Source organism: Plantactinospora sp. CA-294935, from assembly GCF_050936445.1.
Taxonomy (GTDB): Bacteria; Actinomycetota; Actinomycetes; order Mycobacteriales; family Micromonosporaceae; genus Plantactinospora.
Window position 1 is genome coordinate 4,436,764 of record NZ_JBNJMU010000001.1, and the last position, 21,796, is coordinate 4,458,559.

A 21,796-nucleotide genomic window follows, 5' to 3' on the forward strand; every position below is an offset into this window, starting at 1 on the left:
GCTCTGGCTCGCCGCGATCCGGCGGGCGCAGCGGCAACGTTCGGATGGTAGAGGCTCACTGCCGGGCGGCGGCCAGGGCCCCGTTGCGTTCGGCCCGCAGCCGGTCCGACCAGGTGTCGTCCAGCGGCGGAAGCTGCTGCATCCCGATCGCCCAGCGCAGCAGCAGGTCAGCCAGGGCCGGGTTGCGGGCCAGCGCGGGACCGTGCGAATACGTGCCGAGCAACTTGCCCCGCCATGCCCCCTCGGTGGCGCCGTCGTTGCCGACCCCGGTGCTGACCCGGGCCAGCGGCGACACCCCGGGGCCCAGGTGGGTACGCCCACCGTGGTTCTCGAAGCCGCTCAGCGGCGGCAGCCCGAGCCGGGGGTCGATGGCACCGGCGATTTCGCCGACCGCCCGGGACGGCCCCCGGTCGGAGTGCAGGTCGAGCAGGTCCAGGCCGGCGCACTTGGCGCCCTTGGCGAAGAACGAGCCGCCGAGCAGTTGGTAACCGGCGCAGACCGCGAAGACCACCGAGCCCTGCTCGGCGGCCCGGCGCAGCCCGCCGTCGGCGATCAGCCGCTGCGCGCCCAGCGCCTGCGGGCCGTCCTCGCCGCCGCCGAGCAGGTAGATGTCGGCCGAGGTGGGCAGCCGCTGGTCGGAGCGGATCTCGATGCACTCCACCGGCAGGCCACGCAGCTCGGCCCGGCGGGCCAGGATCAGCATGTTGCCCCGGTCGCCGTAGGTGGAGAGCAGGTCCGGATAGATCCAGACGATCCGCAGGTTGCTCTCTCCACCGGCCTGGCCCGGCATGCGGTAGGCGGGATCAGTTGACACGGTCCAACTCCGCTCGGATGTCCTGGAACGCCGTGTAGTTGGCAATGACCTCAAGCCGGCCCGGCGGGACGCTCGTGATCGCTTCGGTGAAGGTCCTGACGTGCTGGAACGGTACGCCGTTGATGTCCAGCCGGACGGCCAGGTCGTACGCCCGGTCGCCGGTGATCAGCACCTGCCGCCCGCGCAGCGGGGCGAAGTCGACGTCGAACAGCCAGGAGGTGTCCAGCCCGTCGGGGTCCCGGGCGTTGATCGACAGCAGCGTCGGCGCCTCCTCCGCCATGTCGAACGCCTCCAGCCAGCTCGCCGGGTTCTTCGCCAGCAGCAGCCGGATCGTCCGGCCGTCCTTGACCACCTGGGCGTACCGGCCGGCGACCGAGGCGACCCCGCCGAGCCGGGACACCGCGTCGGTCGGGCGTACGCCGAACTCGGCCGCCACCGCCAGCGCGGTCGCCGCGTTGCCGAGGTTGACCCGGCCGGGCAGTTGCAGGACCACCTTGTGCCAGTCACCGGCGGGGTCGACCACCCCGTCGTCCTCGACCACCCACTGCGGCTCCGGCCGGCGCAGCCAGCAGCCGGTGCACCACCACTGGTCCGCCATCCGCTCGATCGGGGAGCCGCACTCGGGGCAGACCCAGGAGTCGTCGTGCCAGCGCTGGCCGGCGCTGAACCAGGTGACCGGTGCCGGGGCCAACTGCGGGCTGCGGGTCGCCGGTGGGGTCGCCGCCCAGACCACCATCGGGTCGTCGGCGTTGGCGACCACCCGTACCGAGGGGTGCCGGACCAGCGCGGCCCGCCAGAGCTGGGCCATCATCGCCACCTCCTTGGCCCGGTCGAGCTGGTCCCGGGAGAGGTTGAGCAGGGCCACCACCCGTGGCTCGGTCGCCTCCAGCACCTGGGCCAGGTAGTGCTCGTCGACCTCGAGCACGGCGTAGGGAGTGCTGCCGGCCTTGGCCAGTGCCGAGGTGTGTCCGGTGGGCATGTTCGCCCCGAAGGAGTTGGTCGCCACCGGGCCGAGTACGCCGACCGCCGCCGCGGTCAGCCGGGTGGTCGTCGTCTTGCCGTTGGTGCCCGAGACCAGCGCGATGGCCCGGCCGGACGCCAGATGGGCGAGGAGATCAGGATCGATCTTGAGACCGATCCACCCGCCGATCACCGAGCCGTCGCCCCGGCCGGCCGCCCGGGACAGGGCTGCGGCGGTGCGCGACACCGAACTGGCCACCTTCGCCCGGAGAGGCATCTTCCCGTCCGTCACGCGAGCGAGGTTACCGGACGACGCCGGGCAGGTGACCGCCGCACGAAAGTACCCGACGGCCCGGGATCCGCTCCGGGGTCGGCCCGGCGCACCCGGAACGGCCCCGGACCGGGACTTGCCCGGCCCCGGGCACCGGCCGCGGGCGCCCGGGCACGGCTGTCCGGTACCTGCTCGGGCATCCGATCCGGTCCGGTGGCGGTGTACCGGGCGCCCCGGGCCGACGCCCCGCCCCGGCGTGCCCGGGTTGCTAACCTCGGCTGCCGATGAGCCCCTCCGTCGCGTCCGTGCTGCGGGCCCTCGCCGACCTCGCCCCGGCCGCACCCGAGCGGGTGCTCGACGTGACCCGTCCCGGCCAACCGCTGATCTGGCTGGCCGACCCGCAGTCCTGCCGCCCGTCCCGCGAGGTGGAGCGGCTGGCCGCGGCCGACCTGCTGCACCGGGACGTTCGGACGCTGCGCCGCGGCTGGGGCCTGGTCGCCGGAGTGGTGGAGACCGACGGCGTGACCAGGAAGGTGCGCTTCCCGCTGCTCAGCGAGCCGGTCCGGCTGGAGCGCACGCTGCGCGGGTACCGGGTCGTCCCGGCCGGCGACTTCGAGGTCACTCCGCTGGTCGAGGACCGCGACCTGGCCGCCCGGCTGGAGGTGGCGCCGGGCCTGGGCGGATCCGGGTGGCTCGCCAGCACCGGCGCCGAGGCATGGTTGCGCACCGTCGCCCAGGCCGCCGGCGTGCGGGTACGCGAGGTCGACCGGACCCGGCGTACCGGTCGGGCGAGCTTTCCGGCCCGGCCGCCGGTGCTCTACGTCTCGGCGGTGCTGTTCAGCGTGCGGGACGTCGCCGGGCTGGCGCTCGGTGACCGGCTGCGCGCCTGGGCCGCCCGGCCCGACGTCGAGTCCACCGCCCTGGCCGTGGTGTACGGCACCGCCCCGGACGCACCCGCCGCCCCGGCCGACTCCGGACCGGTCGACTCGCCGCTGCCGCTGAACGAGGCCCAGACCGAGGTGGTACGCCGGGTCCGGCACCAGCCGGTGACCGTGGTCTCCGGGCCACCGGGCAACGGGAAGAGCCACGCCGTGGTCGCCGCCGCGCTCGACGTGGTCGACCGGGGCGGCAGCGTACTGGTCGTCACCCAGTCCACGCACGCCGCCGACGTACTCGGCGAACTGCTGGAGCGCTATCCGGGCCCGCGACCGGTGCTCTTCGGCGACGCGGAACGCCGGGCCGCACTGGCGGCCTCCCTCGACGTGACCGCCGAGGCGGAGGTGACGGCGGCGACCCTGGACGCGGACCGGGCCGCCGTGGCCGAGGCGACCGCCGAGGTCGAACGGGTGACCGGGCAACTCACCGAGCTGCTCGACCTCGAACTGCTGGCCGGCGAGGTGCAGCGCTGGGCGCCGGTGGTCGGCGGGCTGCGACTCGACGTACCCGGTGCCTTCGAGCCCGGTGCCGACCTGCTGGCGGCGGCCCGGGCGGCCGGGCGGGCCCGGGCGTCGGCCGGCGCGTGGTGGCGGCGCTGGCTGCCGGGGCGACCGGGTCGTCGGCTGCGCCGCCGGCTCGGCGCGGCGGAGACGGTGTCGCTGGACCGGCTCGACGACGCGATCGCGGCGGCCCGGGCGGAGGTGGCGGCGGCCCGGTTGGCGACCGTCGGCGGCACCGACCCGGGCCCGTTGTGGCCGGTGCTGGCGCAGGCCCGCCAGCGGTTGTCGGCGGCGCTGGGCACCGCGATGCGGCATCGCAGTCGTGGCCCGGACCGGTGGGACGCCGCGGGCCGCCGCAGCGCCGCCGCGCTGGCCGGTGCGCTGCGGGCGGGCCGCAACCGGCGCCGGGAACTCCTTGCCGAACTGAGCGGGGAGTCTCTGGTCCGGGCGCTGCCGCTGTGGATCGGCACGGTCACCGACGTCGAGGAGCTGCTGCCGCCGATCGCCGGGCTCTTCGACCTGGTGATCCTGGACGAGGCGTCGCACACCGACCAGATCCGGGCGGCGCCGGTCCTGGCCCGGGCCCGTCGGGCGCTGGTGGTGGGCGATCCCCGGCAACTGCGGTTCGTCTCGTTCGTCGCCGACGTCGACGTGGTGGCGACCCTGCACCGGTACGGCCTCGACAACCGGGTCGACGTACGCCGGATCAGCGCCTTCGACCTGGCCGCCGGGGCCGCCCCGGTGACCTGGCTGGACGAGCACTACCGCTGCGCCCCGCACCTGATCGAGTTCTCCGCGCACCGCTTCTACGGTGGCCGGATCGCGGTGGCCACCCGGCATCCCGGCAACGAGACGGCGGACGTGATCGACGTGCGGACGGTGCCGGTGGAGGGTACCGAGGCGGGGGTGAACCGGGCCGAGGTGGCGGCGGTGGTGGCCGAGGTCCGCCGGCTGGCCGAGGCGGGTCGGGTCGGCATCGGCGTGATCACGCCGTTCCGGGCCCAGGCCGACGCGCTGGAGTCGGCGCTGGTGGCGGAGTTTCCGGTGGCCGAGATCGAGCGGCTGGGGCTGCGGGTGGGCACCGTCCACTCGTTCCAGGGCAGCGAGGCGGAGACCGTACTGGTGTCGCTGGCGGTGACCGATCCGGTTCCCGCCGGGCGGATCCGGTTCCTGACCGACCCGAACCTGTTCAACGTGATGGTCACCCGGGCACGGCGCCGGATGGTCGTGTTGACCTCGCAGTCCGCGCCGAACGGCCTGCTCGGCGACTATCTGCGGTACGCGGCGCTGCCGCCGGAGCCGCGCGGCGAGCCGGTCGTCGTTCCGGGCATTTCCGCCGCCGGGCGGGCAGGCGGTAGCGCGTCGTGCAGCGGGCAGGCCCGGCCCGCTGCCGCGGCAACGACAGCGGGCAGCCCGGCGGGGGCCGGAAGCCTGGCGCCGATCGCGGCCCGAGGCCCGGCGCCGGTCCGAGCCGACAGCCCGGTGCCGGGCGGCTGGGCGGGCGAGTTGGCCATCGAACTGGCCCGGATCGGGCTGCCGGTCCGGCGCCACTATCCGGTCGGGCGCTGGACGGTGGACCTCTGTGTCGGCGCCGGTGCGTCGGCGGTCGGGCTGAACTGTGCCGTCCAGCCGTCCGGCCCGGCAGCACACATCGCCCGGCACCGCGCGCTGGTCCAGGCCGGGTGGGTGGTGGTCGACGCGTTCGCCAGCCGGTGGGGCGGAGATCCGGTCCGGGCCGCCCTCGACGTCGCGGCCCGGTGGCCGGAGCTGACCTGAGCCGTCGCCACCCGGCCGCGGGCGTCGCCCGGGCGATCGCGGCGGAGTGGGGCCGCCGCAGCGAATTTTTCCTCCACTTTCCTCCCGCACCGCTTCGGCGGGGCGGTGGGGGCGACCGGATTAGTCGGAAAAAGCGCGTATTTCCGGGCGTCGCGCGTCCGGCGTACCCGTGTCGGATAGTGGACCTTCGCGGCGGGGGGGCCACTTCCCTCCACCGCCGGCCACCCCTTCTGACGTGCGGTTTCATCTGGGGGGCAGCCGGTCTTTCCGGGCGATTCCGGTTGCGGGTGGAGGGAAGTGGAGTAGAGTGGGGCGCGATGGGGGGCCAGGAAGGCCCGCCGGCCCGGGGGGCAGCGGCGCCGCGAACGCCGCTGGTAGGGCGAGGGGGTTGGGCCGGTGTTTCTCGGCACGCACACCCCGCGCCTGGACGACAAGGGCCGGCTGATCCTTCCGGCCAAGTTCCGGGACGAGCTGGCGGGAGGTGTCGTGATCACGAAAGGGCAGGAGCGCTGCCTCTACGTCTTCCCGATGCCCGAGTTCCAGCGGATCGCGGGGCAGTTGCGCGAACAGCCGATGACGCACAAGGCGGCCCGGGCCTACGGCCGGGTCTTCTTCGCCAGTGCGCACGACGAGATCCCGGACAAGCAGGGTCGGGTCACCATCCCGATTCACCTGCGGGAATACGCCGCACTTGATCGGGAGCTGGTGGTGATCGGGGCGAGCACCCGGGTGGAGATCTGGGACAAGCGATCCTGGGAGACCTACCTCGCGGAGAGCGAAGAGGACTTCGCCGACATCGAGGAGGGGGTGCTGCCGGGCGGACTGTAGGGCGGCGCGTGCCGACGCCCGACGTACTGCGAGATCTCCACCCGCTCGAGGTTCCTGGCGCCTCTTCCCCGGTGCCAGGCGCGATCCACCGACGGTCCGACGGTCGGCCCGGAGGAGCAGAGCGGATGGGGATCTGGCGGTACGACGAGCGCGACAGATACCGGGCACGTCCGGACGAGACAGGGGTCACTGGGGGTCGACATGGGGGAGCTACGCGGTACGCACGTGCCGGTGCTGCTTGAGCGGTGTCTCGAGCTGCTCGCCCCCGCCCTGGACCGGGCCGACGACCGGACGACCGTGTACGTCGACGCCACGCTCGGGCTGGCCGGACACGCCGAGGCGGTGCTCGCCGCGCATCCGCGTACCGTCCTGATCGGACTCGACCGGGACACCGAGGCACTGGCACACGCGCGGGCCCGGCTCGACCGGTACGCCGACCGGACCCACCTGGTACACGCGGTCTACGACGAGCTGGCCGAGGTGCTGGAGCGGCTCGGTTACGACCGGGTGGACGGCGTGCTGTTCGACCTGGGTGTCTCCTCGCTGCAACTCGACGCGCCCGATCGCGGGTTCGCCTACGCGCAGGACGCGCCGCTGGACATGCGGATGGACCAGTCGGCCGGTACGACCGCCGAGGAGGTCGTCAACAGCTACTCGCACGGCGAGCTGGCCCGGGTGCTCAGGGTCTACGGCGAGGAGCGGTTCGCCGGCCGGATCGCCTCGGCGATCGTCCGGGAGCGGGAACGCAACCGGCTCACCTCGTCGGCCCGGCTGGCCGAGCTGGTCAAGGAGTCCATTCCGGCACCTGCCCGACGTACCGGGGGACATCCGGCCAAGAGGACGTTTCAGGCTTTACGGATCGAGGTAAACCGGGAGCTGGCCGCGCTGGAAACGGCGCTGCCGGCCGCCCTGGACGCGCTGTCCGTGGGCGGTCGCGCGGTGGTGCTGTCCTACCACTCACTGGAGGACCGGATCACCAAGCAGGTGTTCGCCGGCCGTGCCCGGAGCACCGGGCCGGTCGACCTTCCGGTCGAACTGCCCGGTACCGGGCCGATGCTGCGGCTGCTCAGCAGGGGAGCTGAGCTGCCGGGCGATGCGGAGGTCCAGGCCAACCCGCGGGCCGCATCGGTGCGGCTGCGGGCGGCCGAGCGGATCGAGCGGGACGGTGGAACGAGCACGACGACGAGGCGGGCCAGCCGCGAACGGCCCGGCCGAGTCGTCGGGGCAACAGGCCCGGCCGGTGCGGGGGCACCGGGCGGGTCCGACGGAGCGCGACGGGAGATGTCGCCGCCGGCATCCGAGGGCGGCGGCACGACAGTACAGGGGGAGGGAAGATGAACGTCAACAAGCGCGAGCGCCGGGAACAGCCCGACGCGACGCGCGACGCGCAGCAGCGCACACCGCGGTCGGGGGGCCGGACCACGGTGCAGCGGGCGCAGCGGGCGGGCGACGGCCGGTCGAACCCGGCGTCGGAGGCCCGGGTGCGGGGGGCACGACGGTATCCGACCCAGGGCAGTGCCGCACTGCGTGAGCGGGACTGGGAGCAGCCGGCGGAATCCGCCCGGGGGCTGCGGGTCTGGGACAGCTCCGAGGAGCGGCCGGACGGGGCAGCGGAGTCGGCGACGCCGGCCCGGCGCTCCCGGCTCCGGGTGGCGCCACCGCTGCCGGTGGCCCGACCCCGGGTCTCGTTCGTGGCGCTGATCCTGGTGCTGGTGGTCGGCGGGATGCTCGGCATCCTGGTGGTCAACAGCAAGGTCAACGAGAACGCGTTCCGGCTGGAGCGGTTGCAGCAGCAGCAGTCCACGCTGGACATCCAGGAGCAGGAGCTGAAGCAGAAGATCGCCGACGCCGAGGTGCCGGGCAACCTCACCGCCCGGGCCCGGCAACTGGGCCTGGTCGACTCGGGCCCACCGGCCTTCATCCGGCTGCCGGACGGCCGGGTGATCGGAGTGCCGCAACCGGCCGGTGGCGAGCCGGCGATCACCAGCCAGCAGGGTGCCGGGGGATGACCCGGTGACGCCGCGGTCCGACGAGCCGCGCCGGGACGCTTCGGTGTCCCGGCGCGGCTCGTCGCGTGCCGGTCGGGACACCGAACGCGGTGCCGACTCCGGCGGCCGGTCCGGTTCCGGGCTGGGCGGCATCTCCGACGCCCGGGCGTACACCCCGCGCGGCCGGACCGTGCGGGACAGTCCGGAACTGCGGCGTACGCCCGGAGTCGCGGGCGGCTCCGGCGACCCGGGCGGCCGGTCCCGGCGTACCCCCAGGACCGAACGGTCGGCGGACCCGTTCCGGCCGGCGTTGCAGGTGCTCGACGGCGGCCGGGCCGGCGCGGCCCGGACCGCCCGGCGGACCGTGCCGACCGGGGCCGGTCGCACCATCACCCCGCGCCCGGTCCGGGGCGGCGGCGACGTCGCCAAGCCGGCCCGACGGCGGCCGGCCGAGCCGGCCGGCGGCGGGACCCGGACGGCCGGTGCGCCCGCGCGGCGCCCGGCCCGGCGACCGCGCCGGCCACCCCGGCTGGCCGACCCGCACCGGCGGCTGCGCCTCGGCACGCTGCTCGCGCTCGCCATGTTCACCACCATCGGCATCCGGCTGGTGGCGCTCCAGGTCGTCGATGCCCCGGAGTACGACGGCGGCGGCGTCGGCGACCGGCTGCGTACCGTCGTCCTGCCGGCCCCCCGGGGAGCCATCTACGACCGCTCCGGAGCGGCGCTGGCGCACAGCGTCGAGGCCCGGTACGTCTACGCCGACCCGGAACTCATCGACGACCCGGCCGCGGCGGCTGCGGCGCTCTCGCCGCTGCTCGGCATCCCCGCCTCCACGCTGACCGAGGAGATGCGGAAGCAGAAGCGGCCGGACGGGCGCCCGTCGAACTTCGAATACCTGGCCCGGGGCGTCGAGGTCGGCACCGCCGAGAAGATCATGGAACTCAACCTGAAGGGCATCGGCACCGGGCGGGACGAGCGGCGCGAGGTCCCCGGCGGCGACCTGGCCGCCAACCTGCTCGGCTTCACCAGCCAGGACCGGGTCGGCCTGGAGGGGATCGAGGCCCGCTACGACGAGCTGCTGCGCGGGGTGAACGGCGAGCGGGAGTACGAGGTCGGCAAGGGGGACCTGGCCGCCGAGATCCCCGGTGGCCACAACAAGGTCACCCCGGCCCGGCCGGGCAGCTCGCTGCAACTCACCATCGACCGGGACCTGCAATTCATGGTGCAACGGATCCTCGCCAAGCGGATGCAGGAGGTCAACGGCACCACCGGGGCGGCCGTGGTGGTCGACGTACGCACCGGCGAGGTGCTGGCCCAGGCGAGCTATCCCACCTACGACGCGGCCGACTGGAAGAAATACGAAGCCAGCGACCGCAACGACGCCGCCACCAGCTTCGTGGTCGACCCCGGGTCGGTGCACAAGGCCATCGTCTTCGGCGCCGGGCTGGAGGAAGGGGTGATCACCCCGGACACCGCCTGGCCGACGCCGTCCAGCATCCGCAAGGGTGACCAGCCGTTCCGGGACACCCACCCGGTGCAGGGCCGCAAGCTCAGCGTCGCCGGCATGCTCGGGTTCTCCTCCAACGTCGGCACCATCCGGGTCGCCGACAAGCTCGGCGCGGAGAAGCTCTACGAGTACCAGCTCCGGTTCGGGCTGGGCCGGCCGACCGGGGAAGGGGTGCTCGGCGAGGCGTCCGGCCGGGTGCTCAAGCCGTCGGAATACAGCGGCTCGACGTACGGGTCGGTGCCGATCGGGCACAGCGTCGACGTCACGCCGTTGCAGATGGCCGCCGCGTACGCCGCGATCGCCAACGACGGCACCTGGATCCAGCCCCACCTGGTACGCGAGATCATCGGCCCGGACGGCAAGCGGAAGCCGGTACCCGCCCCGGAGACCCGGCAGGTGCTGCGGCCGGAGACCGCCGCCGCCCTGCGTACCCTGCTGGAGGCCCCGGTGACCATCGACGGCGGCACCGCCACCCAGGCGGCGATCAAGGGCTACCGGGTCGCCGGCAAGACCGGCACCGGGTCCCGGGTGGTCGACGGCCGGTACGCCCCCGGCGAGGTCGCCTCGTTCATCGGGATGGACCAGGCGGACGACCCGCGTTACGTCATCGCGGTCTTCGCGCACACCCCGTCCGGTGGTGGCGGCGACGTCTCCGCACCCGCCTTCAAGGAGATGATGGAGTACGTACTCCGTCACTATCGGGTGCCCGCCACCGGCACCGAGCCGCCGAAGTTCGTCGTCTATCCGCGATGACCTGCCGAAACGGGACATCATCGGTGGGTGCGGGCAAACCACCGGGGCGGCTGTGCGGGGTGGACCCCCCGACGGGGTAGGGTCTGACGCCGTGCCCGGCAATCCCCGTCCCCGCGCTGTGACGCCGGTCCGGCTCGCCGATCTCGCCGCGCGAGTCGCCGCCGAGTCGCCTCCGGACGCCGCCGACCTGGTGGTCACCGGGGTGACCCATGCCAGCGGTGAGGTCCACTCCGGCGACCTCTACGCGGCGCTCCCGGGCGCCCGCCGGCACGGCGCCGAGTTCGTGGCCTCGGCGGTGGCGGCCGGCGCGGTGGCCGTACTCACCGATCCGGCCGGCGCCCCGGCGGCGGCGGAGGCCGGGCTGCCGGCCCTGGTGGTGCCGGAGCCGCGGGCGGTGCTCGGCGAGCTGGCCGGCGCGGTCTACGGCGATCCCACCGCCGGGCTGACCGTCATCGGCATCACCGGCACCGCCGGCAAGACCAGCACCACCTACCTGATCGAGTCGGGGCTGCGGGCCGCCGGGCACGTGACCGGGCTGATCGGCACCGTGGAGTGCCGGCTCGGCGACCTGGTGGTGGAGAGCGTCCGGACCACTCCGGAGGCCACCGACCTGCACGCGATGCTGGCGGCGGCCCGGGAACGCGGGGTCACGGCGGTGGCGATGGAGGTCTCCAGCCACGCCCTGGCGATGGGCCGGGTCGGCGGGGTCCGGTTCACCGTCGGCGGCTACACCAACTTCGGCCACGACCACCTGGACTTCCACGCCGACGTCGCCGACTACTTCGCGGCCAAGGCGCGGCTCTTCGACGGCCGGTGCGACGTCGAGGTGCTCAACCACGACGACCCGGCGCTCGCGCCGCTGCGCCGGGCCGGCACCGTCACCTACTCCGCCGCCGGTGATCCGGCCGCGACCTGGCGGGCCGGAGCGGTCCGCGAATCCGGCTACACCCAGACCTTCACCGCGTACGGCCCGGACGGCGTGGCGGTCGAGGCAGGGGTGGCGCTGCCCGGCCGGCACAACGTGGCGAACGCGCTGCTGGCGATCGCCACGCTGGTCGGTGCGGGGGTCGATCCGGCGGTCGCGGCCCGGGGCGTGGCCGCCTGCCCGGGAGTTCCCGGCCGGCTGGAGCTGGTCGAGGCGCCCGGCCCGGTGCGCGGGGTGGTCGACTTCGCGCACACCCCGGACGCGGTGGTGGCCGCGCTGACCGCGCTGCGCGACCTGACCACCGCCGGCAACCGGCTGATCTGCGTGCTCGGCTCCGGCGGCGACCGGGACCACGGCAAGCGTTCGCTGATGGGCGCCGCCGCGTCGGCCGGAGCCGACCTGGTGGTGGTCACCGACGACAACCCGCGCAGCGAGGACCCCGGGGTGATCCGGGCCGAGGTGCGGCGCGGGGCCGAGCGGGACGGCCGGCCGGACCGGGTACGGGAGGTGGCCGGCCGCCGGGCCGCGATCGACGAGGCGGTCCGGCTCGCCGAGCCCGGTGACGTGGTCGCGGTACTCGGCAAGGGGCACGAACGCGGCCAGGAGATCGCCGGCCGGACGTACCCGTTCGACGACCGGGTGGAGCTGGCCGCCGCGCTCGCCGCCCGGTTCGGCAACCTGGTGGAGGGCCGCCGATGATCCCGCTGACCCTGTCCGAGGTGGCCACCGCGGTCGACGGCCGGCTGGTCGCCGCCGATCCGGCGCTGCGGGTCACCGGCCCGGTCGAGTTCGACTCCCGCAAGGTACGCCCCGGCGGGCTCTTCGTGGCCTTCCCCGGCGAGAAGGTGGACGGGCACGACTTCGCGGCGGCGGCGGTCGCCTCCGGCGGTGCGGTCGCGGTGCTCGGCTCCCGGCCGGTCGACGGGGTGCCGATGGTGCTGGTCCCCGACGCCCGGGCCGCGCTCGGCAGGCTGGCCCGGGCGGTGCTGGACCGGCTCCCCGAACTCACCGTGATCGGGCTGACCGGGTCGTCCGGCAAGACCACCACCAAGGACCTGGTCGCCCAGCTCACCACCCGGCTCGGCGCCACCGTGGCGCCGCCGGGCTCGTTCAACAACGAGCTGGGGCACCCGTACACGGCGTTGCAGGCCGACGCCGACACCCGGTTCCTGGTGCTGGAGAAGGGCGCCCGGGGGCTGGGGCACGTCCGCTACCTGTGCGAGATCGCGCCGCCCCGGATCGCGGTGGTGCTCAACGTGGGTGTGTCGCACATCGGCGAGTTCGGCTCGCAGGAGGCGATCGCCCAGGCCAAGGGCGAACTGGTCGAGGGGCTGCCGGCCGACGGGCTCGCCGTGCTCAACGCCGACGACGAGCGGGTACGCGCCATGGCGGCCCGCACCGCCGCCCGGACGGTACTGGTGGGCGAGGCCGCGGATGCCGAGGTGCGGGCCGAGGAGGTCGGCCTGGACGATCGCGGGCGGGCGTCGTACACCCTGGTCACCCCGGAGGGACGGGCGGCGGTCCGGCTCGGGATCAGCGGCCGCCACCAGGTCGGCAACTCGCTCGCCGCGGCGGCGGTGGCCCGGGAGCTCGGCATGCCGCTGGCCGAACTGGCCGAGGCGCTCGGCCGGCTCGGCCTGCCCTCGACCCGCCGGATGGACGTCTTCGACCGCACCGACGGGGTGACGGTGATCGACGACTCCTACAACGCCAACCCCGCCTCGACGTCCGCGGCGCTGCGGGCGTTGGCCGGGATGGGCGAGCGGCGGCGCACCTTCGCGGTACTCGGCTACATGGCCGAGCTGGGCGATTTCGAACGGGACGGGCACGAGCAGGTCGGTCGGCTCGCGGCCGAGTTGGGCGTCGACCGGCTGATCGTGGTCGGCGAGCCGGCCGCGCCGATCCACGACGGCGCGGTGGCGATGGCGAATTGGGGAGGAGAGTCGGTGCTGGTTAGCGATCAGGCGGCGGCGGTCGAGGCGCTGCGCCGCGAGTTGCGGCCGGGTGACGTCGTCCTGGTGAAGGGCTCGCGCTACCGCACCTGGGAGGTGGCCGACGCGCTGCGCGCCGAGGCCGTCGAGCCCGGGAACGGGTCCCGGTGAGCGGGTCGGTCGTGGTCGTCGGGTCGGCTGCGGCGGAAGGCGTTGCGGCGTGAGGGCGGTCATCGTCGCCATCGGTGTGGCGTTCCTGATCTCGCTCTTCACCACGCCAATCGCCATCAAGGTGTTCACCCGGCTCAAGGCCGGCCAGCCGATCCGGGCCGAGGGCCCGGTGATGCACCAGGGCAAGAAGGGCACGCCGACGATGGGCGGCGTGGTCTTCATCGTCGCCACGGTGATCGCGTACGTCGCCGGACACGTTGCCCTGACCACCCTTCCCGACCAGCAGATCGCTCAGGTCGAGCCGACCATCACCGCGCTGGTGCTGCTCGGGCTGATGGTCTTCTCCGGCGCGGTCGGGTTCATCGACGACTTCCTCAAGGTACGCAAGCGGAACAGCGCCGGGCTGAACAAGCGGGGCAAGCTGCTCGGCCAGATCCTGGTCGGTGCCGTCTTCGGGGTGATCGCCCTCTACTTCCCGAGCACCATGACCGACGCGTCGGGCGTGGCGACCAACACCGAGACGGTCGGCAGCACCACGCTCTCCTTCATCCGCGACATCGACGCGCTGGAGGTCGGCAAGGTCGCCTCGATCATCATCATCATCTTCGTGGTGATGGCGGCGACCAACGGCGTCAACCTGACCGACGGACTGGACGGGCTGGCCACCGGCGCCTCGGTGATGGTGCTGGCCGCGTACGCCCTGATCGCGTTCTGGCAGTACCGGCACTGGTGCGCGGACCCGGACTACGTCCAGGGCGGCGCGTACTGCTACACCGTCCGGGACCCGTTGGAGATCGCGCTGATCGCCGGGGCGGCGGCCGGGGCCTGTGTCGGCTTCCTCTGGTGGAACACCTCGCCGGCCCGGATCTTCATGGGCGACACCGGGGCACTCGGGCTGGGCGGTCTGATCGCCGGGATGGCGATGTCCACCCGGACGCTGCTGTTGCTGCCGATCCTCGGCGGGCTCTTCGTGATCATCACCATGTCGGTGGTCATCCAGATCATCTCGTTCCGGACCACCGGTAAACGGGTCTTCCGGATGTCGCCGCTCCAGCACCACTTCGAGTTGGCCGGGTGGAGCGAGGTCAACATCGTCGTCCGGTTCTGGATCATCGCCGGGATCGGGGTGGCGATCGCCCTCGGCCTGTTCTACAGCGAGTTCCTCGCCGCCGTCACCTGACCTCGCCGGTCACCTGACCTCGCCGCCGTCCGACCTCGGCCCGGAGCGGACCAGCTCCGGACCCGCCCCGGCGGCGAGCACCGGAGCCGCTCCCCGGCCCGGGACACGCCGTACCGGTCCGACACGCCGGCCGGCCACCCTGCGCCAGGGTGGCCGGACCAGCGTCGATGATGGGCGGATGGGGGAGGACGAGGGGGCGGCGCGGTGACCGGGGAGCAGCCACGACGGCCGGCGGGCTCCGCCGGCTCCCGCGCCAGCGGTCGACCGGCCGCCGGTGGCCGGTCCGCCGACGGCGGCGGACGGCCGGCGGACGACATCGGGCGTGACCCGGCGGGCGGCGGACGCCCGGGCGGCGCCACCGAGCGCCCCGAGCCGACCGGCGGCGGGCGCCCGCGTAGCGGTACCGGACGGCCGGAGAACGCCGCCGACGGCGACGGCCCCGCCGGGGTACGCCCGCAGAGCGGGCCGGGCGGCACCCGGGGTGCCTCCGCTGGGGGGCGCCCACCGGACGCCCCGGCCGGGGTCGACCTGGCCTCGTCCAGGATTGACCTGGCCTCGTCCAGGATTGACCTGGCCTCGTCCAGGGTTGACCTGGCCCCGGCCGGGGTTGACCTGGCCGGTGGGCTGGCCGCGCTGCGCGGGCTGCTGGCCCGGCCACTCGCCTCCTACTACCTGCTCATCTCCAGCTCCGGGCTGCTGCTGCTGATCGGGCTGACAATGGTCTTCTCGGCCACCAGTGTCCGGGCGTCCGCCGCCGACGGCAACGCCTTCGCGATGGTCGCCAAGCAGGCACTCTTCGCGCTGATCGGGCTGGTGGCGTTCTGGATCTGCCAGCGCCTGCCGGCCCGCACCTTCCGGGCGCTCGGGCTGCCGACCCTCGGCGTCGCGGCGTTGCTGCTGGTGGTGCTGGACGTGCTGCACCTGTGGGACAAGCTCAACGGCGACCGGGACGCCGTCCTCGGCCCGCTGGAGGCCCGGCTGCTCTGGCTGTACATCGGCCCGATCCAGGTGCAGCCCTCCGAGCTGGCGAAGTTCGGGCTGGTGCTCTGGGGTGCGGACATGATCGCCCGCAAGGGCGCCGCGCTCGGCTGGTGGCGGGAGTTGACCACGCCGCTCTTCCCGGTGGTCGGCCTGCTCTTCCTGCTGGTCGGCTACAACGACCTGGGCACCATGCTCTGCCTGCTCGCCGTGGTGGTCGGGCTGCTCTGGGCGGCCGGCATCCGCAAGCGGGTCTTCGCCACCCTCTCGGTCTTCGGCCTGATCGGGGTCGGGCTGTTGGTCGCCGCCGCCTCGATCGGCGCCGGATCCAGTGAGGAGGGGGCCAGGAACTACCGGCTGGCCCGGCTCACCATGTTCTTCAACCCGCCACCGCCGGACGAGTGCGGGCTGACCGACTGCTACCAATACCTCCAGGCCCGGTACGCGATCGACAACGGCGGCTGGTTCGGCGTCGGGCTGGGCAAGAGCAGCCTGAAGTGGAACTGGCTGCCCGAGGCGCACAACGACTTCATCTTCGCCATCCTCGCCGAGGATCTGGGGGTGGTGGGTTGCGCCGTGGTGCTGACCCTGTTCGCGGTGCTGGCGTACACCGGGTTGCGGATCGCCCGCCGGGTCGCCGATCCCTTCCGCCGGCTGGCCGCCACCGCCGCGACCGCCTGGCTGGTCAGCCAGGCCGTGATCAACATCGGCGGGGTGGTCGGGCTGCTGCCGATCACCGGCCTGCCGCTCCCGTTCATCTCCGACGGCGGCAGCGCCCTGGTGGTGACCCTTGCCGCGATCGGCATGCTCGCCTCGTTCGCCCGCGCCGAACCGGACGCCGCGCGGGCCCTGCACGCCCGTCCGGCGCCCCGATGGGTACGGCTACTCTGGGCCCCGTTGCCGCCGCTTCCCTCGGCGCGCCGCCGTGGGAAGCTACCCGCGCCGGCCCCCCGGGAGCCCGGGTCCGGGTCCGGGACCGGGAGGCGGCGGGAGCCTGAGGCCGGGCCAGCAGGTGGCCGGGCAAGGCGAGGGCGCGCCGGTACGGCGAGCGAGAGGAGACGCTGATGGGTCCGCTGCGGTCGGTGCTGCTAGCGGGAGGAGGCACGGGCGGGCACATCTACCCGTTGCTGGCCTTCGCCGACTGCCTGCGCCGGCACGACCCGGGAGTACGGATCACCTGCGTCGGCACCCCGAAAGGGTTGGAAAACGACCTGATTCCGCCGCATGGCTACGATCTGCGGCAGATCCCGGCCTATCAGCTCCCCCGGTCGGTCAACATGAACCTGATGCGTACGCCGGACCGGATGTGGAAAGCCGCCCGGGCCGCCGGAAAGGTGATCGACGAGGTACGCGCCAACGTCGTGATCGGGTTCGGCGGCTACGTCTCGGTACCCGCCTACCTGGCGGCGTGGCGGCGGGAGCTGCCGATCGTGATCCACGAGGTGAACGTGCCGCCTGGGGTGGCCAACCGGCTCGGCATGAAGTTCACCAAGCACGTGGCGGTCGGCTTCCCGCACCAGCCGGCCCAGGCCGAGTCGCTGCGCAACGCCCGGGTGGTCGGGGTGCCGCTGCGGCGCGGCATCACCACGCTCGACCGGGTGGCACACCGGGCGGCGGCACGCCGGCAGTTCGGCCTGCACCCGGATCTGCCGACCCTCTTCGTGGCCGGCGGTTCGCAGGGCGCCCGCTCGATCAACCTGGCGGTGGCCGGGGCGGCCAAGTCGCTCGCCGCCGCGGGCGTGCAGGTGCTGCACGTGATCGGCGCCCGCAACGAGCCGGTCCACGTCCCGCACGACCTGCCGGTGCCGTACGTGACCCTGCCGTACCTCTCCCAGATGGAGCTGGGCTACGCGGCCGCCGACCTGATGCTCGGCCGGGGCGGCGCGATGACCTGCGCCGAGGTGGCGGCGATCGGGCTGCCCACCGTCTACGTGCCGTACCCGCACAGCAACCAGGAGCAGAAGCGCAACGCCCTGCCGGTGGTCGAGGCCGGCGGCGGGCTGCTGGTCGACGACTCTGAGATGACGGCCGCCTGGGTCGAGCACACCGTGATCCCGCTGATCCGCGACCCGCGCCGGCTGGCCGCGATGGGTGCCGCCGCGGCCGCGTACGGCCGGCGTGACGGCGACGAGGCGCTGCTCGACTTCGTCTACGAGGCGGTGGCCCAGTGAGCGCGAGGAGTGAGCCGGGGTTGCGAGCCCCGCAGTCGCGATCGACAGTCGGCCCAGTGAGCGCGAGGAGTGAGTCGGGGTTGCGAGCCCCGCAGTCGCGATCGACAGCCGGCCCAGTGAGCGCGAGGAGTGAGCCGGGGTTGCGAGCCCCGCAGTCGCGATCGACAGTCGGCCCGATGAGCGCGTCGGGCGTGCGCAGCGGGGTGGTCGCCGGATCGGGTGCGGCCGAGCTGGGCAAGCCGGTGACCCGACGGATTCCGAGTGGAAGGCTGGTGTCATGAACACCGCGCAGTTCAGCCCGGTCGGCACGCTGTCCGCCGAAGACCTGGGCAGCATCCACCTGATCGGGGTCGGCGGGGTCGGCATGAGCGGGCTGGCCCGGCTGCTGCTCACCCGGGGCCTCCGGGTCTCCGGCAGCGAGCTGCGGGAGTGGCCGGCGCTGGCCGGGCTGCGGGCGCTGGGCGGCACCATCCACATGAGCCACGCGCCGACCAACCTGGACGGCGTCGACACGGTGGTCTACTCCACCGCGATCCCGCAGGACCACCTGGAGCTGGTCGCCGCCCGGGAGCGCGGGCTGCGGGTGCTGCACCGGTCGGAGGCGCTGGCCGCCGCGATGACCGGCCGGCGCACCATCGCGGTCGCCGGTACGCACGGCAAGACCACCACCACCTCGATGGTGACGCTGATCCTCCAGCACGCCGGCCAGGACCCGTCGTTCGTGATCGGCGGCGAGATCTCCGAGGTCGGCTCGAACGCCCACCACGGCAGCGGGGAGTACTTCGTCGCCGAGGCCGACGAGAGCGACCGGTCCTTCCTGCTCTACCGGCCGTACGTCTCGATCATCACCAACATCGACGAGGACCACCTCAACACCTACGGCGACTACGCCGGCCTGGAGGAGGCGTTCGCCGACTTCGCCCGGCTGACCGACCCCGAGGGGTTCGTGGTGACCTGCGCGGACGACCCGGGCACCCGACGGATGGCGGAGCGGCTGCGCGCCGAGGGGCGGACCGTGTACACCTACGGCACGGACCCCGACGCCGACCTGCGGCTGACCGACGTGGTCTCGTCGGCCGGCGGCGTACGCTATCTGGCCACCCTGCACGGCCAGTCGCTCGGCGAGGTCCGGCTGCCGGTGCCCGGCGCGCACATCGGGCTGAACAGCGCCTCGGCGGTGCTCGTCGCCTGCAAGCTCGGCCTGCCGATGGACTCCGTGACCTCGACGCTCGCCTCCTTCCCCGGAGTACGCCGTCGGTTCGAGCGCAAGGGGGTGGCGGCCGGCGTCCAGGTCTACGACGAGTACGCCTACCACCCGACCTCGATGACCGCCGCGCTGAAGACCCTGCGCGAGGTGGCCGGCGACGGTCGGCTGGTCGTCGTCTTTCAGCCGTACCGGGTCTACCGGACCCGGGACCTCCAGGCCGAACTGGCCACCGCGCTCGCCATCGCCGACGAGGTGGTGGTACTGGAGGTCTTCGGCCCGGGCGAGGTCCGGGCGCCCGGCGAGGGCGGGGCGGCGCTGACCGACGCGATCGACCTGCCGGCCGGGCAGAAGATCTTCCTGCCCTCCTGGGAGGACGTGCCGGCCGAGGTGGCCCGCCGGGCCCGCCGGGGTGACGTGGTAGTGACCATGGGCGCACCGCCGATCTCGCTGATGGGCGACGAACTGCTCGACGCGCTGGCCGGCGGCCCGGCCACCGGCCAGCCGACCGGGACGGCGGGCGGGGCCGGGCAGGAGGCCGGGGCGACCCCGCGTGGTGCCGGGGCAGCCAACGACGCCGGATGAGCCCGGGCACGTCCCGGGGCCGGTCCGCGGGTCCCGCTCCGGGTGGTCGCTCCGGCGGACCCGGGCAGGGTGGCCGGGGAGCCGGTGGACGCGGCGCCGGCCCCTCCGCCCGGGGCGGTCCGGCCGGCGGCGGCGCCCGCTCCGGCGCGGGCCGTCCGGGGACCGGCCGGTCGGGTACGGGCCGTGCTGCGGGCCGGAGCTGGCGGCTGGTCCGGGCCGGCGCCGACGCGGTGCCGCCGTCGGTACGCCGGTTCACCCGCCGGGCCCGGCAGCGCCGGGTACGTGCCGCGCTGCCGTGGACGGTGCTCGCCGGGGTGCTGGTGCTCAGCCTGGCCGGTGCCGGGATCGTGTACGGCACCCCGCTCCTCGGCTTCCGCACGCTGCGGGTCGTCGGCGCCACCCTGGTCACCGACGACCAGGTACGGCAGGCGGCCCGGGTGACCGAGGGCGTTCCGCTGGCCCGGGTCGACCTCGACGCGGTCCGGGGCCGGGTCGCCGAGTTGCCGCCGGTGGCCCGGGTGACGGTATCCCGACAGTGGCCGAACACCCTGCGGGTCGAGGTGGTGGAACGGACCCCGGTCGCGGTGGTGCCGCAGAACCGGCGGTTCCTGGTGGTCGACGCGGCCGGGGTGGTCTTCCAGACCCGGTCGGACCGGCCGGCCGGGCTGCCGCTGGCCCGGCTGGGCACGCCCGGCCCCGACGACGCCGCTACCAAGGGGGCGTTGACCGTGCTCGCCAACCTGACCCCGGAGTTGCGGGACCGCCTCGTCGAGCTGGTGGTGGAGGGTCCGGCCCGGATTACCGTCAAGCTGCGCGGCGGCCGTACGGTGCTCTGGGGCGACGCGTCGCGCAGCGATACCAAGGCCCAGGTGGCGACGTCGTTGCTGGCGCGCGAGGGGGACACCATCGACGTCCGGACGCCGGACGTGGTGACCATCCGCTGACCGGCTGTTCCGGTGGCGCCCGTCCGGTTGCCGGTCGGCTCGCCGGTGACGTTTGTCGGCGGGCGTGCCGACACGCCGCGCAGGTCCTTGGGTTCGGCCGCGCGTACGCATACGTTGCCCCGAGAGGATCAATGGTTGACATAACTGTAAGCCTCTAGTAGAGGGTGAGGGTTACCCTTCGCCTCTCGTACCGAATGGTCGTCGGCCTCGCTCCGGCCGGATCGCCGGGCGGGGTAACGGCCGCCGAGATCGAAGGAAAGGGACCGGCGATGACACCTCCGCACAACTACCTGGCGGTCATCAAGGTCGTCGGCATCGGCGGCGGCGGCGTCAACGCCGTGAACCGGATGATCGAGGTCGGGCTCAAGGGCGTCGAGTTCATCGCGATCAACACCGATGCCCAGGCCCTGCTGATGAGTGACGCCGACGTCAAGCTCGACGTGGGCCGGGAGCTGACCCGGGGGCTGGGCGCCGGCGCCAACCCGGACGTCGGCAAGAACGCCGCCGAGGACCACCGCGACGAGATCGAGGAGGTGCTCAAGGGCGCCGACATGGTCTTCGTGACCTGCGGCGAGGGCGGCGGTACGGGTACCGGCGGCGCGCCCGTGGTGGCGAACATCGCCCGCAAGCTGGGCGCGCTCACCATCGGCGTGGTGACCCGGCCGTTCTCGTTCGAGGGCAAGCGCCGGCAGGTGCAGGCCGAGGCCGGCATCGACGAGCTGCGCAACCAGTGCGACACCCTGATCGTCATCCCGAACGACCGGCTGCTCGCGCTCGGCGACCGTGGCATCAGCATGATGGACGCCTTCCGGCAGGCCGACCAGGTGCTCCTCTCCGGTGTGCAGGGGATCACCGACCTGATCACCACGCCGGGTCTGATCAACCTGGACTTCGCCGACGTCAAGAGCGTGATGAGTGGCGCGGGCAGCGCGCTGATGGGCATCGGCAGCGCCCGGGGCGACAACCGGGCGGTGGAGGCGGCCGAGGCGGCCATCTCCAGCCCGCTGCTGGAGCAGAGCATGGACGGTGCCCGGGGCGTGCTGCTCTCCATTGCCGGCGGCTCCGACCTCGGCCTCTTCGAGATCAACGACGCGGCGCAACTGGTCACCGACGCCGCGCACCCGGATGCGAACATCATCTTCGGTGCCGTGATTGACGACGCGCTCGGCGACGAGGTCCGGGTGACGGTGATCGCGGCGGGCTTCGACGGCGGAGCCCCGGCGTACAAGCCGGTGGAGCAGGCCCGCAAGGTCACCCCGCCGGCCGTCGCGCCGGTCTCGCCGCCGCCGTCCCCGCCGCCGGCGCAGACCCCGCGTCGGGTGCTCTTCGACGACGTGGACGTGCCGGACTTCCTCAAGAACGGTTCCTGAGCCG

At 73.9% G+C, this 21,796-nt stretch carries 15 protein-coding genes; 13 read left to right on the plus strand and 2 right to left on the minus strand.

The window, feature by feature from the left end; genetic code table 11:
- Window positions 1–55: 55 nt before the first annotated feature.
- Window positions 56–790 carry a type 1 glutamine amidotransferase gene (locus tag ACQEVC_RS19855; protein ID WP_432891565.1) on the minus strand — a complete coding sequence of 245 codons (735 nt, stop codon included), beginning with the start codon at window positions 788–790 and terminating at the stop codon, window positions 56–58.
- Window positions 791–803: 13 nt separating this feature from the next.
- Window positions 804–2,051, minus strand: a complete 1,248-nt coding sequence (locus ACQEVC_RS19860) for a MurT ligase domain-containing protein (protein WP_432891567.1) — start codon at window positions 2,049–2,051, stop codon at window positions 804–806.
- Window positions 2,052–2,329: 278 nt separating this feature from the next.
- Here ACQEVC_RS19860 and ACQEVC_RS19865 point away from each other — a divergent pair, with 278 nt between their 5' ends.
- The 13 genes from ACQEVC_RS19865 to ftsZ all read left to right on the plus strand — a co-directional run bounded on the left by ACQEVC_RS19865 (window position 2,330) and on the right by ftsZ (window position 21,792).
- Entirely contained in the window at window positions 2,330–5,257 is a 2,928-nt protein-coding gene (locus tag ACQEVC_RS19865) for a DEAD/DEAH box helicase (protein ID WP_432879584.1), read from the plus strand.
- Window positions 5,258–5,653: 396 nt separating this feature from the next.
- Window positions 5,654–6,085, plus strand: coding sequence for a division/cell wall cluster transcriptional repressor MraZ (mraZ, locus tag ACQEVC_RS19870; protein ID WP_318394432.1), 432 nt, complete (start codon window positions 5,654–5,656; stop codon window positions 6,083–6,085).
- Between the two features lie 201 nt (window positions 6,086–6,286).
- On the plus strand, window positions 6,287–7,423 hold the full coding sequence (gene rsmH / locus ACQEVC_RS19875; protein ID WP_432879587.1) for a 16S rRNA (cytosine(1402)-N(4))-methyltransferase RsmH: 1,137 nt from the start codon (window positions 6,287–6,289) through the stop codon (window positions 7,421–7,423).
- On the plus strand, window positions 7,420–8,094 hold the full coding sequence (locus ACQEVC_RS19880; protein WP_432879589.1) for a hypothetical protein: 675 nt from the start codon (window positions 7,420–7,422) through the stop codon (window positions 8,092–8,094). Before rsmH ends, ACQEVC_RS19880 begins: the two co-directional genes overlap by 4 nt.
- Window positions 8,095–8,098: 4 nt before the next feature.
- Window positions 8,099–10,333, plus strand: coding sequence for a peptidoglycan D,D-transpeptidase FtsI family protein (locus ACQEVC_RS19885; RefSeq protein ID WP_432879592.1), 2,235 nt, complete (start codon window positions 8,099–8,101; stop codon window positions 10,331–10,333).
- A 52-nt stretch (window positions 10,334–10,385) separates the two neighbouring features.
- Window positions 10,386–11,957, plus strand: coding sequence for a UDP-N-acetylmuramoyl-L-alanyl-D-glutamate--2,6-diaminopimelate ligase (locus ACQEVC_RS19890; protein ID WP_432879594.1), 1,572 nt, complete (start codon window positions 10,386–10,388; stop codon window positions 11,955–11,957).
- A complete protein-coding gene (locus ACQEVC_RS19895; RefSeq protein WP_432879596.1) occupies window positions 11,954–13,360 on the plus strand; it encodes a UDP-N-acetylmuramoyl-tripeptide--D-alanyl-D-alanine ligase in 1,407 nt (468 codons plus the stop codon). The genes ACQEVC_RS19890 and ACQEVC_RS19895 overlap by 4 nt, the downstream gene beginning before the upstream one ends.
- Before the next feature lie 49 nt (window positions 13,361–13,409).
- Complete coding sequence (gene mraY / locus ACQEVC_RS19900) at window positions 13,410–14,540, plus strand: phospho-N-acetylmuramoyl-pentapeptide-transferase (protein ID WP_432879599.1); 1,131 nt, start codon at window positions 13,410–13,412, stop codon at window positions 14,538–14,540.
- A 564-nt stretch (window positions 14,541–15,104) separates the two neighbouring features.
- Window positions 15,105–16,583, plus strand: coding sequence for an FtsW/RodA/SpoVE family cell cycle protein (locus tag ACQEVC_RS19905; protein ID WP_432891570.1), 1,479 nt, complete (start codon window positions 15,105–15,107; stop codon window positions 16,581–16,583).
- On the plus strand, window positions 16,583–17,689 hold the full coding sequence (murG, locus tag ACQEVC_RS19910; RefSeq protein WP_432879601.1) for an undecaprenyldiphospho-muramoylpentapeptide beta-N-acetylglucosaminyltransferase: 1,107 nt from the start codon (window positions 16,583–16,585) through the stop codon (window positions 17,687–17,689). Before ACQEVC_RS19905 ends, murG begins: the two co-directional genes overlap by 1 nt.
- Before the next feature lie 277 nt (window positions 17,690–17,966).
- A complete protein-coding gene (gene murC, locus ACQEVC_RS19915) occupies window positions 17,967–19,478 on the plus strand; it encodes a UDP-N-acetylmuramate--L-alanine ligase (protein WP_432879604.1) in 1,512 nt (503 codons plus the stop codon).
- Window positions 19,475–20,422, plus strand: coding sequence for a cell division protein FtsQ/DivIB (locus tag ACQEVC_RS19920; RefSeq protein WP_432879607.1), 948 nt, complete (start codon window positions 19,475–19,477; stop codon window positions 20,420–20,422). The genes murC and ACQEVC_RS19920 overlap by 4 nt, the downstream gene beginning before the upstream one ends.
- A gap of 269 nt (window positions 20,423–20,691) precedes the next feature.
- Window positions 20,692–21,792 (plus strand): cell division protein FtsZ, encoded by a 1,101-nt coding sequence (ftsZ, locus tag ACQEVC_RS19925; RefSeq protein WP_432879609.1) that lies wholly within the window; start codon window positions 20,692–20,694, stop codon window positions 21,790–21,792.
- The last annotated feature ends 4 nt before the right edge of the window (window positions 21,793–21,796 follow it).

Excerpts from the sequence above, each read along its gene's own strand:
- ACQEVC_RS19855 (WP_432891565.1), bottom strand. The coding sequence starts at position 790 with ATGCCGGGCCAGGCCGGTGGAGAGAGCAACCTGCGGATCGTCTGGATC.
- ACQEVC_RS19860 (WP_432891567.1), bottom strand. The coding sequence starts at position 2,051 with ATGCCTCTCCGGGCGAAGGTGGCCAGTTCGGTGTCGCGCACCGCCGCA.
- ACQEVC_RS19865 (WP_432879584.1), top strand. The coding sequence starts at position 2,330 with ATGAGCCCCTCCGTCGCGTCCGTGCTGCGGGCCCTCGCCGACCTCGCC.
- rsmH (WP_432879587.1), top strand. The coding sequence starts at position 6,287 with ATGGGGGAGCTACGCGGTACGCACGTGCCGGTGCTGCTTGAGCGGTGT.
- ACQEVC_RS19880 (WP_432879589.1), top strand. The coding sequence starts at position 7,420 with ATGAACGTCAACAAGCGCGAGCGCCGGGAACAGCCCGACGCGACGCGC.
- ACQEVC_RS19895 (WP_432879596.1), top strand. The coding sequence starts at position 11,954 with ATGATCCCGCTGACCCTGTCCGAGGTGGCCACCGCGGTCGACGGCCGG.
- murG (WP_432879601.1), top strand. The coding sequence starts at position 16,583 with ATGGGTCCGCTGCGGTCGGTGCTGCTAGCGGGAGGAGGCACGGGCGGG.
- murC (WP_432879604.1), top strand. The coding sequence starts at position 17,967 with ATGAACACCGCGCAGTTCAGCCCGGTCGGCACGCTGTCCGCCGAAGAC.
- ACQEVC_RS19920 (WP_432879607.1), top strand. The coding sequence starts at position 19,475 with ATGAGCCCGGGCACGTCCCGGGGCCGGTCCGCGGGTCCCGCTCCGGGT.
- ftsZ (WP_432879609.1), top strand. The coding sequence starts at position 20,692 with ATGACACCTCCGCACAACTACCTGGCGGTCATCAAGGTCGTCGGCATC.